This is a genomic window from Pseudoxanthomonas sacheonensis (assembly GCF_010093305.1).
GTDB lineage: Bacteria > Pseudomonadota > Gammaproteobacteria > Xanthomonadales > Xanthomonadaceae > Pseudoxanthomonas_A > Pseudoxanthomonas_A sacheonensis.
Genome location: NZ_PDWS01000016.1, coordinates 54,319 through 66,876 on the forward strand (window position 1 = coordinate 54,319; position 12,558 = coordinate 66,876).

Consider the following 12,558-nt stretch of genomic DNA (forward strand, 5'->3'; position numbering starts at 1 on the left):
CACGCGCGCGCACATGTAACGTTACATAACGCATCACGCGGGAGAATCGATGAACGTTTCGCACCGTAGCCGCAATACAAGATCCGGGCCGGTTTTGTTGCTCCTTTCGCTGGCGCTGATCAATGCCGCCTGCGCCAGCCAACCCCGACTTCCGGATGCCGACATCCCAGGCAATGCCGCGGAAGTTCAAGCCTGGGTCACCACTTCCGACCATCGCTGGGCGCTGCGGCCCGTGGAAGTGCGTGCGGAACATGTGGAATCGGCGGACGCGCCGGCCGAGATCGAAGTGGATACCGGCAAGCGGTACCAGCGCATGCTCGGCTTCGGCGCCTCCATCACCGATTCTTCCGCCTGGCTGATCCAGCACAAGATGAGTTCTGCCCAGCGAGCAGCACTACTGCAGGAACTGTTCGGACGCTCGGCGGACGGCATCGGCCTGGAGTTCACCCGCCTGACCATCGGCGCATCGGATTTCTCGCGGCACCACTACAGCCTGGACGATCCTCCCGACGGAAAGCCCGATCCGCAGCTGCGGCATTTCAGCATCGCCCCCAATCTGTCCGATGTGGTGCCGGTGACGCGCCAGGCCCTTGCAGTCAATCCGCGACTGCAGGTGATGGCCTCGCCATGGAGCGCGCCGGCCTGGATGAAGGACAGCGGCAGCCTTATCAAAGGCACTCTTCGTCCCGAGTACTACGACGCCTTCGCGCGTTACCTGCTCGAATACGTCGACGCCTACGCGGCAGAGGGCATTCCCGTCTTCGCCCTGACGGTACAGAACGAACCCGATTTCGAGCCTGCCGATTATCCGGGCATGCGTCTGAATGCGCCGGCGCGTGCGCGACTAATTGGCGACCACTTGGGGCCATTGATCGCCGCACGCGGCAAGGGTCCTTCGATCTTCGACTGGGACCACAACTGGGACAAGCCTCAGGAGCCGGCCGCCGTATTGTCCGATCGCGCCGCAGGCCCTTACGTTGCCGCAGTGGCATGGCATTGCTATGGCGGCGATCCGGCCGCGCAGTCCGCCGTGCATGCGGCGTTCCCGGACAAGGACGTCTACATGACCGAATGTTCCGACGGCACCTGGGAACCGGTGCGCAGCGGCGGCCTGCCTTTGCAGGCGAAGCAGCTGATCGTGCAAGCCACTCGCGACTGGGCCCGCGGCGTATTGTTCTGGAACCTGGCCCTGGACGAACGCGGCGGTCCGCACGCGGGCGGCTGCGATACCTGCATCGGAGTAGTGACCATCGATTCGGCGACCGGCCGTGTCAGCCGCAACAACGGTTATTACGCGCTCGCCCACGCCAGCCGCTTCGTACGCCGCGATGCCTATCGCATCGCTTCCACCGCCACCAGCGATGGCCTGGACAATGTCGCCTTCCAGAACACCGACGATGGATCGGTCGTGCTGATCGTCACCAACACCAACGCCAGGGAGCGCAGTTTTTCCGTGCGCCAACAGGACCGGCGCTTCGGCTACACGCTTCCGGCCAAGAGCATCGCCACCTTCCGCTGGCCTGGCTCCATTGGCCGGCCATGAGCGCAAGCGAGCGCGGATATCCCCAAGCGCTCCTTCCGCTGGCAGAATCGCTTGACCCGAGCCGGCCGTCCAGGGACTGGTTTACTTAAGGAGAGGGGCCAGGAAATGCGTAGTCGTATCGAGGATGTGGCCGCCGCCGCCGGCGTGTCGATGAAAACGGTCTCGCGGGTACTCAATCACGAACCCAATGTGCGCGAGGAAACGCGCGATCGCGTCATGCGCGCGGTCGAGCAGTTGCAGTACAAGCCCAATCTTTCCGCCCGCAGCCTGGCCGGGCAGCGCTCCTACATGGTGGCGCTGGTCTACAACAATCCCTCGCGCAATTACCTGATGGAGATCCAAAGCGGCATGCTGGAAGCCTGCCGCGCCAACCATTACAACCTGGTCCTGGCCCCCGTGGGTTCGGGCAAGCAACGCATTGCGGACGACATCAAGGGGTTCTTCGAGTACTTCGATCCCGACGGCGTGGTGCTGATTCCTCCGCTGACCGACGACAAGGTCGTGTTGGAATACCTGGAACAGCACCAAGTGCCGTTCGCCTGCATCGCACCGCGCAACCCGCAGTCGCGCATCGGCGTGATGATGGAGGAAACCGCCGCGGTGCTGGAGCTCATGGCCGGGCTGGTCGCGCTTGGGCACAAGCGCATCGGCCACATCAAGGGCCCTCGCGCGCATGGCGCCTGCCAGTGGCGCTACGCCGGGTATCGCGAAGCCTTGCGCAAAGCCGGCATCGCCTACGACGCGCAACTGGTGACACAGGGCGAATTCTCCTTCGAATCCGGAATCGACGGAGCCAACCGGCTGCTCGATCTGGCCGATCCGCCCACGGCGATTTTCGCCGCCAACGACGACATGGCGGCCGGCGTGATCCGGGCGGCCGGCGAGCGCGGTCTTGCGGTGCCGCGCGATCTGTCGGTCTGCGGTTTCGACGACACGCCCATCGCGCGCCACATCTATCCTGCCCTGACCACGGTGCGCCAGCCGACCGCGGAAATGGGCCGGCTTGCGACTCTGCAGTTGCTGGAGCGGATCCGCGCGCCGGATGCCGGCCGCATGGTCCACGTCGAACACACCTTGCTGTTCCGCGAATCGACCAGGCCGCCGAAGCAACCCGCGCCGGTTCCTGTAGGCTGAGCCCATGCACGCGATTATTGCCGCCGCCGCCGACGCGCTGATCTTCATCCTGCTTGCCTGGACGCTATGGCGTTTGCTCGGCCGCTCGATACCGATAGCGGTAGTCCCGATCATCATCGGACTGGTATTGGCGGCCACCGGATGGTTGCCGGCCACGCTGGGCGTGCCGTCGGTGATCGGCGACAAGATCGGCTGGCTCGGCGTGCTGCTGCTGGCCTTCACCGCCGGTCTGGAAACGCGCCAGTCCGCCCATGTGGATTCCACTCCTGGCCTACAGCCCGCGTCCCGAAGTTCGGCATTCCGGTTCGTCGCCAGCGCGGCGCTCGCATTGCTGTTGCCCTTCGTGGTCGGCGCACTGGCCGCATACCACTACTTCTCGGTGTTGCCGAACTGGGCGGCGCCCAACGGCGACCGCACGCTGGGCGCGATCGCCATCGGCCTGTGCATTGCGGTCAGCGCTTTGCCGGTGCTGATCGGCATCGTTCGCGAACTGGGGCCGCTGCATCGCCCCCTGACTCAGCTGGCCGTGCGCATCGCGGTGATCGACGATGCGGTGCTGTGGATCGGGCTGGCTTTGTTGCTGCTGGTGGCCGATGGCGATGCCGGCATAGCGGGTAGCTCGCCGCTGCAGCTGATGGCGCTTGCGGTGCCGGTGGCGATGGCGGCGCTGGGCACGGTAAGCCGCCGCAATGATTTCGTGCCGCCGGCCTGGGCGATCTGGCTGGCGCTGCCGCTTTATCTGATCGCCGGTTCCTGGGCCAGTTCGCATCTCGGCCTGCATGCCTTGCTCGGCGCGTATTTCGCCGGTGCGATGCTGCCGCCGGCATGGACGCGGAATTTGCCTGTGGAACGCATGGGCAGGTTCGCGCTGCTCGCCTTGGCGCCGCTGTTCTTCGGCCACAGCGGTCTGAAGATCGACGGCGACGCCTTGGGCTGGGCCTCCCTGCAGGCATCGCTCGCATTGCTGGCGGTATCGGTGGTCGCCAAACTCGCGGCGGCGCTGATCTGTCCACCGGCATCCGCTTTGTCGCGGCGGGAAGCATTGGCCATCGGCGCACTGCTCCAATGCAAGGGACTGATGGAGATCGTGGCCGCCACTATCCTGCGCGACAAAGGATTGCTCTCCGAGCACGCCTTCGCGGCCCTGGTCACGCTGGCCGTGCTGTCCACCCTGCTCACCGGTCCGTTTTTCCGTTTCATCCTGGGACGCAGGGCCGGGCAAGCGCAGTCCGGCAGTCAGCCCGTATGAAGTCGTGGCGGAGTCAAAATTCCGTGAAGGGAATCGTCCGGACCCGCGTCTAATATCTGCTCTCCTCAAATGCCCGGGAGCGCCCATGGAAACGCAGGAACTGCATCGCGGACGGCTGATCGACCATATCCAACTGGTAGTGAAGGATCTTGCGGCAAGCCGCAAGTTCTACGAGGCCGTATTCGCGGAACTCAACATCCCCATGGGCGGCTCGGGCGAGGATTTCTTCTGGGCCGACGAGTTGTTCATTTCCACACCGGACAGCGAAGCGGCGCAGGGCGAACTGTCCGGCCGCCATCACCTGGCCTTCCAAGCCAAGGACAGGGCCATGGTCGAGGCGTTCCATCGGGCCGCATTGAAGAACGGTGGCCGCGACAACGGCGCGCCGGGCCTGCGCCCTTACCATCCGGGCTACTACGGCGCCTTCGTGCTGGATCCGGACGGCAACAACATAGAAGCCGTGTATCACGGCGAAGCGCAACGAAGCGCACCTTCGGTAAAAGTGACATTCTAGAGACAAAGCGCATCGTCCACTGCGCTGTCTGTCCAGCAGACCAGCGAGGCTGCGCGTGCATTGCGCCCGTTTATCCTGACGGCGCGTGTACTAAACTCCCGCCGATCCCCGCCGCCCCGGTTGCCCGCATGTCTCTTTTCTTTCGCGCTTCGCATGCACCCCGCGATATCGCCGGCAACCGGTTCGGGTTGCGCTTGCTGATGTGCCTGTCGGTCTGGTTGCTGGCCTGCGCGCCGGCGATGGCGCAGCCGCTTCGGGTGATGACTTTCAATGTGCGTCTGCTGACCGACAGCGATGGCGCCAACCGCTGGGAGGCCAGGCGCGCATTGATGGCGAAGACGATAGCGCGCGAGGATCCGGACCTCATCGGCACCCAGGAGCTTTTCCAGCGCCAGGGCGACGAACTGGTGGCGCAGTTGCCGCAGTACGCGTGGTTCGGCCAAGGTCGCCGTGGCGGCAGCGGGGATGAGCACATGGGCGTGTTCTATCGCAAGGATCGTCTGCGCATGCTGACGACCGGCGATTTCTGGCTGTCCGATACGCCCGAAACGGTGGGCAGCATCAGCTGGGGAAACCTGTACCCGCGCATGGTGACCTGGGCGCGCTTCCAGCGCATCGCCGATGGCGCGACCTTCGTCCTCTACAACACCCATCTGCCCTACCGCGAGGAAGACGAGCCCGCCCGCGAACGCGGCGCGGCGCTCATTCTTGCGCGCTTGCGGCAACTGTCCGCCGATGAGCCGATCATTCTCACCGGCGACTTCAACACCGCGCCGGACAGTGCCACGCATTCCTTGCTGACCACTGCGCTCACCGACGCCTGGACGGCGGCGCCGCGGCGTCACGGCCCACCGGGCACCTTCCACAACTTCACCGGCAAACCCGACCAGCGCATCGACTGGATCCTGTTCCGCGGACTGCAGGCCAAGTCGGCCAGAACCGTAACCGCCCATCGCCGCGGCCGCTATCCCTCGGATCATTTTCCGGTGGTGGTGGACTTCGAACTCGCCGCCGGGAAGTAGATCGCACGAACACGAAGCCGGCGTCGCCCATGTCGCCTGTGCGACCGACGACCGGACTTCAGTTACGCATCAGGCCAGGCGGGTCGTCGGCCAGGGACGTCGAGGCGGGATGCGACCAAACCAGTGCGGCTTTCGTTCCCCGGTCCATCGGCTCGGGGCATTTGCCGTCGCCTCTTCCGGTGAAGCCGCCCGAAGGATTGCAGATTTCGGTTCCCTCGGCGCTGAACAACGGGTTGTATTGGTCGCAGCATGGGGAAAGCAGGTAGAAGGCTGGTTTCCCGTCATGGGTGATCCTCCAGATACCGAGCGGAGCGCGATCGGCAGGCAGCGCTTCGAACTGGCCGATCTTCGCGCGAAGCCATCCGGGCAGCGATGCGGACGACGGCTCGGGCGGCGACGATGCGCGCGGTTCGCCTTCGGCGCAGGATCCGCACAGCACGACCAGAAACACAACCGTGGTCAGAGCAAAGCGAGCGGCGCGGTTCTTTGATTCCATATGTCTCCCCAGAAGAATAAAACAGTGCCGAGCATGGACCATGCAATCGGGCACCATGGAATCGGATAGGGCGGGCTCCAGCCCGCCCTACGTCCAACCCATCTACGCCGGCCGCATGGCTTCAGCCCCGGACACTCAACGGTAGACGCGCTCGCATCGACGCTCGACTACGCGGTCGCCCTTCTTCTCCTGGGCGTCACCCTGCACTTTGCGTCCGATCAGACCGCCGGCCACCGCACCGCCGACCGTGGCGACTTTCTTGCCGTTGCCTTTGCCGACCTGATTGCCGAGCAGACCACCCACCACCGCGCCGGTGGCGGTACCCAGGATGCGGTTGGAATCCTTGCTGCTGCGCTGGACTTCGACGTTTTTGCACACCACCTTGCTGCCGTCGTTGAAACGGCGGCCTTCGTCCTGCGGACCGTATTGCTGGGCGAACGCGTTGGCCGAAAGCAGCATGGCGCCAGCCAGCAGAATCGTACGTATCGTCTTCATGTCCCGACCTCATCACTCGTGTACGAAACGGCATTGTTCGCCCGCAATCGACAACAACGCGTGAAAAAACGGTTCTCGCGCCACCGGCGAAGGCAATGGTTCAGCCGGCGTCCGCTTACCGTTTTCGGATTACCGCTTCGTTCGGCTCTCTACGGCGTCTGCCGCCGGGCCAGGTCCACGCGTGCCAGACAATCAGCAGAGTGAGCAGCACTTCGATCGCGCCCATGAAGATGTAGAAGGTCGGCGCGCCGCGCATGGTCATCAGCATGATCGCGGTATACGTTGCGACAGAAGATCGGTTTTCGTCGCGCTGTGGTCCGTTGGCGTCAGGACGTCTCGCAAGCTACCGAAGCCGGCGCCTCGTCGGCAAGTGCGCGTGCTGCACGCATGGTCTTGCTGGCCCACGCATAGATCAGCAGCCCGACCACCGCCGTGGCGGCGCCGACATAACCTGTCGATGTCCAGCCATAGCCGGCGACGATGGCCATGCCGCCCAGCCAGGGGCCCAGCGCGTTGGCGGTGTTGAACGCAGCATGGTGCGAGGCCGCCGCCAGCGTTTGCGCATCGCCGGCCACGTCCATCAGATGCGATTGCAGTATCGGCCCAAGCGCGCCCATCAGGCCTATGGCGACGGTCGCCAGCAGCAGGGTCGGCAACCACTTCGCCATCAGCGGGAACAACAGCAGCATCGCCAAGGCCCATGCCAGCACCACCCACGCGCCGCGCAGTTTGAAACGGTCGAACAGCCAGCCGCCGACGAAATTTCCCACCACTCCGCCGAGACCGAAGCCGACCAGACCCAACGGAATCCATGCCGCCGACACCTGCGTCACTTCCAGCATCGTCGGCGCCAGGTAACTGAAGACGGCGAACATACCGGCGAAACCGATCGCCCCTATTCCCAGCGCCTGCCACACCGGCAGCCGGTTGAACGCACGCAATTCGTCCAGCGGTTTCGCCTTCGGGCCATCGACATGCGCCGGCAGCCACACCGCAAGCAGTACGGCGGTAGCCACTGCGATCATCGACACCGCAGCGTAGATCCAGCGCCAATCGACCAACTGCCCCACCCACGTCGCCAACGGATTGCCGATCAGGATCGCCAGGGTCAGTCCAAGCATCACGATGCTCACCGCGCGTCCGCGCCGGTGCGGCGGGCTGATCGCCACCGCCGTCAACGCCGCCACGCCGAAATAGGCGCCATGCGGCAGACCGGCGATGAAACGGAACAGCAGCAAGCTGTGGTACGTGGGACCCAGCGCGCTGGCCAGATTGCCAAGCGCGTAGAAGCCCATCAGCGACAGCAGCAGGGTCTTGCGTTTCCAGCCGGCGCCCAGGATGGCCAGCAACGGCGCACCGGCCACCACGCCCAGTGCGTAGGCACTGATCAGGTGGCCCACTTGCGGCTCGGTCACACCCAGCGAAGCCACCATGTTGGGCATCAGGCCCATGCTGGCGAATTCGCTGGTGCCGATGGCGAAGCCGCCCAGGGTAAGCGCGAACAGGATCAGCCCCACTTGGCGCAGCGTCAGGTCTGCATTGGTATTGGGCGCATTGATGTTGGGGATAAGGGAATCTTCGGCCATGCGCTCATTATGCTGCAGTGCAACAGAACGGTCGAGCCCGTTGCTGGAACGCTGTATTGAGGCGATAGCCAAAGCCAAAGGTTTCCAATCGCAGATCGCCTGGTATGCGCATCTAGCGATGGCGATCGCGCCACCCAGAGCCCGTACCGAGAAACGGCAATCAACTGGCGCCCAACAAACCGGACAGCCGCGCTAAGACCCGCGCCTTGAGTTCAGCTTTTTGCTGGCGGTTCAATCCAAGGTCGAATGCCGACACGGTCCTTGTCCGGGGCGAAGCTCGCAATGCGTTGATTAAGGCTATCCTCGGGCATCCATGGCCGGATACCCACACGCAGCCAACGATGAATCTGTTCGAACGTGAATCGCAGCTCGAAGCTTTGGAGAGCTTGCTCCACAAAGCGCAGGGCGGTGCCGGTAGCGTGGCGCTGATCGGCGGCGAGGCGGGCATTGGCAAGACCAGTCTGGTCACCGCCCTGCGCGATCGACGCGGCACGATGAATCTCTGGTGGGGGGCGTGTGATGCGCTCCAGACTCCGCAGCCCCTTGCGCCTCTGCACGACATCATTCGCAACAACCCGGTTTCTTTCGGACCCCTCGTCGACCAGCTTGGGCGCATGCAGCTCTTTGGCGCCGTTCTCTCCGAACTCCAGACGGCACCGACGATGTTCGTGGTCGAAGATGCGCACTGGGCGGATGAAGCGACTCTCGATCTGCTTAGATTCCTGGGGAGGCGTCTGGAGCAGATGCCTTGCCTGCTGGTGGTGACCTATCGAGATGACGAAGTGCCGGCGCACCACCCTTTGCGTCGGTTGATGGGAGACCTTCCCAGGGCGTCCGTCGCCCGCATGCAGGTGCCTCGCCTGACCGTGCAAGCCGTGGAGGCGATGGCCAAGGGCTCGTTGCACACGCCCGAGGGGCTATACGAGGTCACGCAAGGCAATCCTTTCTTCGTCAGCGAGATGCTACGGCGCGGGACAGAAACCGTGCCTTATGGGGTGGAAGATCTCGTGCTGGCGCGTTTCGCACGGCTCGGCCCGGCGGCCCAGGAAATCGCACAATTGGCAGCGGTCGTGCCCAGGCACATCCAGGGCTGGTTGCTGGAAGCGGTGCTCGCGCCGTCGGTCGGTGCGATTGAGGAATGCCTGGATAGCGGACTGCTGATCGCTCATGGCGAGGTGTTCGCCTACCGGCATGAACTGGCGCGCGTGGCGGTCGAGCAATCGCTGTCGGGCCCGCGTGCGCAGAGGCTGCACGCACGCGTACTCGCCGTGCTGGACGACGTGCCCCCGAGTCGCGCGCCGCTGGCATGGCGCGTGCATCATGCCGCCCGCGCCGGCAATGCCGAAGCCGTGCTGCGTCTGGCGCCAGCGGCCGCCGAAGAGGCGCAACGCAGTGGTGCGCACCGAGAGGCCGCCGCGCACTTCCGGACTGCACTGGCGTTCGACGGCGCGCGGCCGGATTCGGTGCGGGCCATGCTGCAGGAACGGCTGTCCTACGAATGCTATCTGACCGATCAGATTGCAGAAGCCCTGAGCGCACGCGAGGCAGCGCGCGATCTCTGGCGCAGCATGGGTGAATCCCTCAAACAAGGAGACGCGACTCGCTGGCTGTCGCGCTTGAGCTGGTACAACGGCCAGACCTCGCGCGCGCAAGCGTATGCGGACGAAGCCATCCAGCTGCTTGGCGATCTGCCGCCGGGCCGCGAACTGGCGATGGCCTACAGCAATCGCGCGCAGCTGCACATGCTTCAAGGGGAAAGTGCGGACGCTATCCGCTGGGGCCAGCGTGCGCTGCAATTGGCCCGCGACCTGGACGATAAGGAGATCGAAGTCCACGCGCTGAACAATATCGGCACGGCGCAGCTCGACAGCGACGACGAGTCGGGGGCCGCTGCCCTGGAGCAAAGCCTGCTGACCTCGTTGGCCCATGGCTTCGAGGAACATGCCGCGCGCGCTTACGTAAACCTGTCCTACGACGCGGTCATGTGCAAGCGCTTTCCCCTCGCACAGGACTGGCTGGAGCGCGGCCTGGCCTACTGCGAAGCACGTGACCTCGACGCATGGGCGGGCTACCTGGCGGCATTGCAGGCGTACGCCTGGTTCGCTACGGGCCAATGGGACCAGGCCGCCGGTCAGGCGGCGCAGATCCTGCGCACCCCCAATCTCGCGCCCATCAGTCGCGTTATCGCGCTCACGGTGCTGGGGCACGTGCGCGTCCGCCGCGGGGATCCGGATGCCCTGCCGGTCCTCCAGGAAGCGCTGCAGCTGGCACTGCCCATGCAATCCTTCCTTCGGATCGCGCCAGTAGCGGCCGCCCAGATCGAAGCGGCGTGGCTGAAAGGCGATGACCCGCGCGAAAGCGAAGCCATGGCCGCACTGGCTTCGACGCACACCCGATCGCGCTACCGCCGCGACTTGATGGATGAGATCTCGTATTACGAGGGTCGGGCCGATACCCAGGGCGATCTCTCCATGCACACGCCAGCGTTCGCCTTACAGTTCGCCGGCCGGTGGCGCGAAGCCGCGGACGCGTGGCTCGAACTGGGCTGTCCCTATGAGCAGGCGCGAGCGTTGGCTGAGGGCGACGAAGAGGCTCGGCGCGCCGCACTCGCCATCTTCGAGCGTCTTGGCGCGAACCCGATGGTCGCGCGCTTGCGCCGTGCGTTGCGCGAGGCAGGGGTTCGTGGCGTCCCCCGCGGCCAACGCGCCTCGACCCAGGCCAATCCCTATGCCCTGACCCCGCGCGAGGTTGAAGTCCTGCAATTGCTATGCGGCGGCTTGCGCAACGCGCAGATTGCCGAGCGCCTTTCACGCTCGGTGCGCACCGTGGATCACCACGTCGCCGCCGCTTTCTCCAAGCTCGGCGTGAGCACGCGCACCGAAGCCGTGGCGGCCGCACTGGCCATGGGCATCCGCGCCAAAAAATAGGCAGTCGCCTTACGCAATCTGGGCAAACTCGCCGACGCGGCGCGGAAGGCGTCTCCGTAACCTTTTCGACACAGCAATCCGCTGTGCCCACTACGGACTCTCATCATGAACACTTCCATCAATCCCCTGCGTGCGCTGGCTGCGGCCGCCCTCTGCGCCCTGGCTCTGAGCGGCATTGCGGCCGCGAGCGATGCCGGTGACGCCGCCGGCGCCAACCACCGCTTCGTTATCCAGCGTTCTTTCCCCAAGGGCGCGCTCGATGGCCTGGATGCCGCCACCAAGGCCAAGGTCAACCAGACCAATGCCAAGTTCGGCGTGAAATGGCTGATGTCCTTCGCCAATGGAGATCGGACCAAGACCTTCTGCATCTACGAAGGTCCAACTGAGCAAGCCATCCGCCAGGCGGCCCGGGCGAATCACCTGCCCATCGACACCATCACCGAAGTGCCCGTCACCCTTGACGCCCAGTAAGCGAACGAGGTGCGCGGCCGGACGGCCGCGCCACCCGTCTGCAGTCATTCTTCCGGAGAACTCCCATGCCCCGTTATGTAATCGAACGCAATTTCCCCACCGGCCTGAACATCCCCATGACCGACGAGGGCGCCCAGGCTTGCCTCGGCGTTGTCGCCACCAACGCCAAGGAAGGCGTGACCTGGGTGCATTCCTACGTGAGTGCCGACAAGACCAAGACGTTCTGCGTCTACGATGGTCCCGACCCCGAGGCGATTCGCCGGACGGCTGGCGACAACAACCTGCCGCTGGAACGCATCACGCAAGTGAATGTTCTGGCCCCCTACTTCTACCGATAGGCAGGAGGCCGACCATGTCCCGTTCACTTGCCGTGTTGTACGGCGGCGCCTGCTACACGGCATTCCTGGCGACATTCCTGTACGCCATCGCCTTTGTCGCAGGCGTGGGCGTGCCCAAGCACATCGACAACGGGCCCAGCGCGCCCCTCATGACGGCCTTGAGCATCAACATCGCTCTGCTCGCCCTGTTCGCTGTCCAGCACAGCGGTATGGCACGGCCGGCTTTCAAGCAGTGGTGGACGCGTTTCGTGCCGCAACCGATCGAGCGCAGCACCTTCGTACTGGTGAGCAGCCTGGTGTTGTTGCTGATGTTCTGGCAGTGGCGTCCCTTGCCGCAGCTGGTCTGGCACGTTGAGAACGGCTTGGCGGGGGGCTTTCTATGGGCTATCTCCCTGCTGGGTTGGCTGCTGGTGCTGACCAGTTCGTTCACGATCGATCACTTCGAGCTGTTCGGATTGCGCCAGGTGTGGCTCCACGCGCGGCGGCGTTCGGCGAAGGACGAACCCTTTGTCCTCCGTGCCATGTACCGGATCGTACGCCACCCGCTCATGCTGGGATTCCTCATCGCATTTTGGGTCACGCCAGCGATGAGCTTGGGGCATCTGCTGTTCGCCGTGGTGGTCACCGGTTACATCGTGGTGGCGGTCAAGTTCCTTGAGGAGCGCGACCTCGTTGCAGTTCATGGCGATGCGTATCGCGACTATCAGCGAAGGGTTCCGATGCTGCTGCCCTGGCGGAAGCGCCCTTGAATGTGCGAATGCTGGATCGGCAACGGTGCGGCGG

13 protein-coding genes are annotated in these 12,558 nt (G+C 64.6%); 9 read left to right on the forward strand and 4 right to left on the reverse strand.

The features are described from left to right. The first annotated feature begins 49 nt into the window (after positions 1–49). The 5 genes from CSC73_RS13660 (at position 50) to CSC73_RS13680 (ending at position 5,462) form a co-directional block, all read left to right on the forward strand. Complete coding sequence (locus tag CSC73_RS13660) at positions 50–1,543, forward strand: glycoside hydrolase family 30 protein (RefSeq protein WP_163841126.1); 1,494 nt, start codon at positions 50–52, stop codon at positions 1,541–1,543. 105 nt (positions 1,544–1,648) lie between these two features. Further along, positions 1,649–2,677 carry a LacI family DNA-binding transcriptional regulator gene (locus tag CSC73_RS13665; RefSeq protein WP_163841128.1) on the forward strand — a complete coding sequence of 343 codons (1,029 nt, stop codon included), beginning with the start codon at positions 1,649–1,651 and terminating at the stop codon, positions 2,675–2,677. A gap of 4 nt (positions 2,678–2,681) precedes the next feature. Next, positions 2,682–3,926, forward strand: coding sequence for a cation:proton antiporter (locus CSC73_RS13670; RefSeq protein ID WP_163841130.1), 1,245 nt, complete (start codon positions 2,682–2,684; stop codon positions 3,924–3,926). Between the two features lie 85 nt (positions 3,927–4,011). Further along, entirely contained in the window at positions 4,012–4,440 is a 429-nt protein-coding gene (locus CSC73_RS13675; RefSeq protein ID WP_163841132.1) for a VOC family protein, read from the forward strand. Between the two features lie 128 nt (positions 4,441–4,568). After that, a complete protein-coding gene (locus CSC73_RS13680; protein ID WP_211840890.1) occupies positions 4,569–5,462 on the forward strand; it encodes an endonuclease/exonuclease/phosphatase family protein in 894 nt (297 codons plus the stop codon). Between the two features lie 58 nt (positions 5,463–5,520). On the opposite strand, the gene CSC73_RS13685 is transcribed toward CSC73_RS13680, so the two are convergent. The 4 genes from CSC73_RS13685 to CSC73_RS13700 all read right to left on the reverse strand — a co-directional run bounded on the left by CSC73_RS13685 (position 5,521) and on the right by CSC73_RS13700 (position 8,039). Next, positions 5,521–6,015 (reverse strand): DUF6970 domain-containing protein, encoded by a 495-nt coding sequence (locus CSC73_RS13685; protein WP_163841134.1) that lies wholly within the window; start codon positions 6,013–6,015, stop codon positions 5,521–5,523. 78 nt (positions 6,016–6,093) lie between these two features. Further along, the gene (locus CSC73_RS13690; protein WP_163841136.1) at positions 6,094–6,453 is read right to left on the reverse strand and encodes a glycine zipper 2TM domain-containing protein; all 360 of its coding nucleotides are present in this window, start codon (positions 6,451–6,453) and stop codon (positions 6,094–6,096) included. A 115-nt stretch (positions 6,454–6,568) separates the two neighbouring features. Continuing rightward, a complete protein-coding gene (locus tag CSC73_RS13695) occupies positions 6,569–6,721 on the reverse strand; it encodes a hypothetical protein (RefSeq protein WP_163841137.1) in 153 nt (50 codons plus the stop codon). A 58-nt stretch (positions 6,722–6,779) separates the two neighbouring features. After that, positions 6,780–8,039: an MFS transporter gene (locus tag CSC73_RS13700; protein ID WP_163841139.1), complete on the reverse strand. Its 1,260-nt coding sequence runs from the start codon at positions 8,037–8,039 to the stop codon at positions 6,780–6,782. 341 nt (positions 8,040–8,380) lie between these two features. On the opposite strand from CSC73_RS13700, the gene CSC73_RS13705 reads away from it, so the two are divergent. The 4 genes from CSC73_RS13705 to mddA all read left to right on the forward strand — a co-directional run bounded on the left by CSC73_RS13705 (position 8,381) and on the right by mddA (position 12,524). Next, positions 8,381–10,966 (forward strand): ATP-binding protein, encoded by a 2,586-nt coding sequence (locus tag CSC73_RS13705; protein ID WP_163841141.1) that lies wholly within the window; start codon positions 8,381–8,383, stop codon positions 10,964–10,966. Between the two features lie 105 nt (positions 10,967–11,071). Then, positions 11,072–11,437, forward strand: a complete 366-nt coding sequence (locus tag CSC73_RS13710; RefSeq protein ID WP_163841144.1) for a DUF4242 domain-containing protein — start codon at positions 11,072–11,074, stop codon at positions 11,435–11,437. Positions 11,438–11,502: 65 nt separating this feature from the next. Beyond that, positions 11,503–11,775, forward strand: coding sequence for a DUF4242 domain-containing protein (locus tag CSC73_RS13715; protein ID WP_163841146.1), 273 nt, complete (start codon positions 11,503–11,505; stop codon positions 11,773–11,775). Positions 11,776–11,789: 14 nt separating this feature from the next. After that, the gene (gene mddA, locus CSC73_RS13720) at positions 11,790–12,524 is read left to right on the forward strand and encodes a methanethiol S-methyltransferase (protein WP_163841148.1); all 735 of its coding nucleotides are present in this window, start codon (positions 11,790–11,792) and stop codon (positions 12,522–12,524) included. The last annotated feature ends 34 nt before the right edge of the window (positions 12,525–12,558 follow it).

Bases quoted from the DNA above. Each gene is read 5' to 3' on its own strand.
- CSC73_RS13660 (WP_163841126.1), top strand. From the start codon at position 50: ATGAACGTTTCGCACCGTAGCCGCAATACAAGATCCGGGCCGGTTTTG.
- CSC73_RS13665 (WP_163841128.1), top strand. From the start codon at position 1,649: ATGCGTAGTCGTATCGAGGATGTGGCCGCCGCCGCCGGCGTGTCGATG.
- CSC73_RS13670 (WP_163841130.1), top strand. From the start codon at position 2,682: ATGCACGCGATTATTGCCGCCGCCGCCGACGCGCTGATCTTCATCCTG.
- CSC73_RS13675 (WP_163841132.1), top strand. From the start codon at position 4,012: ATGGAAACGCAGGAACTGCATCGCGGACGGCTGATCGACCATATCCAA.
- CSC73_RS13680 (WP_211840890.1), top strand. From the start codon at position 4,569: ATGTCTCTTTTCTTTCGCGCTTCGCATGCACCCCGCGATATCGCCGGC.
- CSC73_RS13685 (WP_163841134.1), bottom strand. From the start codon at position 6,015: ATGGTGCCCGATTGCATGGTCCATGCTCGGCACTGTTTTATTCTTCTG.
- CSC73_RS13690 (WP_163841136.1), bottom strand. From the start codon at position 6,453: ATGAAGACGATACGTACGATTCTGCTGGCTGGCGCCATGCTGCTTTCG.
- CSC73_RS13695 (WP_163841137.1), bottom strand. From the start codon at position 6,721: ATGCTGATGACCATGCGCGGCGCGCCGACCTTCTACATCTTCATGGGC.
- CSC73_RS13700 (WP_163841139.1), bottom strand. From the start codon at position 8,039: ATGGCCGAAGATTCCCTTATCCCCAACATCAATGCGCCCAATACCAAT.
- CSC73_RS13705 (WP_163841141.1), top strand. From the start codon at position 8,381: ATGAATCTGTTCGAACGTGAATCGCAGCTCGAAGCTTTGGAGAGCTTG.
- CSC73_RS13710 (WP_163841144.1), top strand. From the start codon at position 11,072: ATGAACACTTCCATCAATCCCCTGCGTGCGCTGGCTGCGGCCGCCCTC.
- CSC73_RS13715 (WP_163841146.1), top strand. From the start codon at position 11,503: ATGCCCCGTTATGTAATCGAACGCAATTTCCCCACCGGCCTGAACATC.
- mddA (WP_163841148.1), top strand. From the start codon at position 11,790: ATGTCCCGTTCACTTGCCGTGTTGTACGGCGGCGCCTGCTACACGGCA.